1 protein-coding gene and 1 pseudogene are annotated in these 586 nt (G+C 64.7%); both read left to right on the forward strand.

Annotated elements, in window-relative coordinates:
* Positions 1-127 precede the first annotated feature (127 nt).
* Positions 128-388: a hypothetical protein gene (locus RTM68_RS06925; RefSeq protein ID WP_312169525.1), complete on the forward strand. Its 261-nt coding sequence runs from the start codon at positions 128-130 to the stop codon at positions 386-388.
* 18 nt (positions 389-406) lie between these two features.
* Positions 407-586, forward strand: a pseudogene (locus tag RTM68_RS06930) (glutathione-dependent formaldehyde dehydrogenase); the annotation flags it as partial.

Here is a 586-nt window from a genome sequence, read left to right on the forward strand (position 1 = left end):
TGAGGAGCGCGTCTCCCGGCGGGAGCACGATGGGTCCGATCACGCAAGGCCCTTCATGACCGGCGTGCTGCTTCGTAGCGTTCTCTGAGAGAGGCGCATTCACGTCTCCCGATCAAAGGGGGAGAAGATGAAGAAGCAGACCCGGATCGCGTTCGATGACGACCAGTTCGTGCTGGCGCCCGAACAGGACCTCGTGGATCTGATGGATCGAATCGAGGTCGCGGCGAAGTCCGACCCGGCATTCGTCGACTTCACCGCCGGGAACGACCTGGTCAGCGTGCTCGTCTGTGCCGGTACCCGAGTCGTGGTGACCGTGCAGCCGGAGCGGGCCACAGAAGATGCCCGCTACCTGCCGCTCAACGCCGGTCCGCTGGACTGGGACTACTGAGAGAGCGGGGACGCGCCCATGAAAGCACTCACCTGGCAGGGAACCCGCTCCGTCTCGGTCGACGAGGTGCCGGATCCGGTGATCCAGCATCCGACCGACGCGATCGTCCGCATCACATCGTCCGCCATCTGCGGATCCGACCTCCATCTCTACGAACTGCTCGGCCCGTTCCTCGACCGGGGTGACATCCTCGGGCAC

This window comes from Microbacterium sp., assembly GCF_031988965.1.
In the GTDB taxonomy this organism is placed as follows: Bacteria; Actinomycetota; Actinomycetes; order Actinomycetales; family Microbacteriaceae; genus Microbacterium.

Excerpts from the sequence above, each read along its gene's own strand:
- RTM68_RS06925 (WP_312169525.1), top strand. The coding sequence starts at position 128 with ATGAAGAAGCAGACCCGGATCGCGTTCGATGACGACCAGTTCGTGCTG.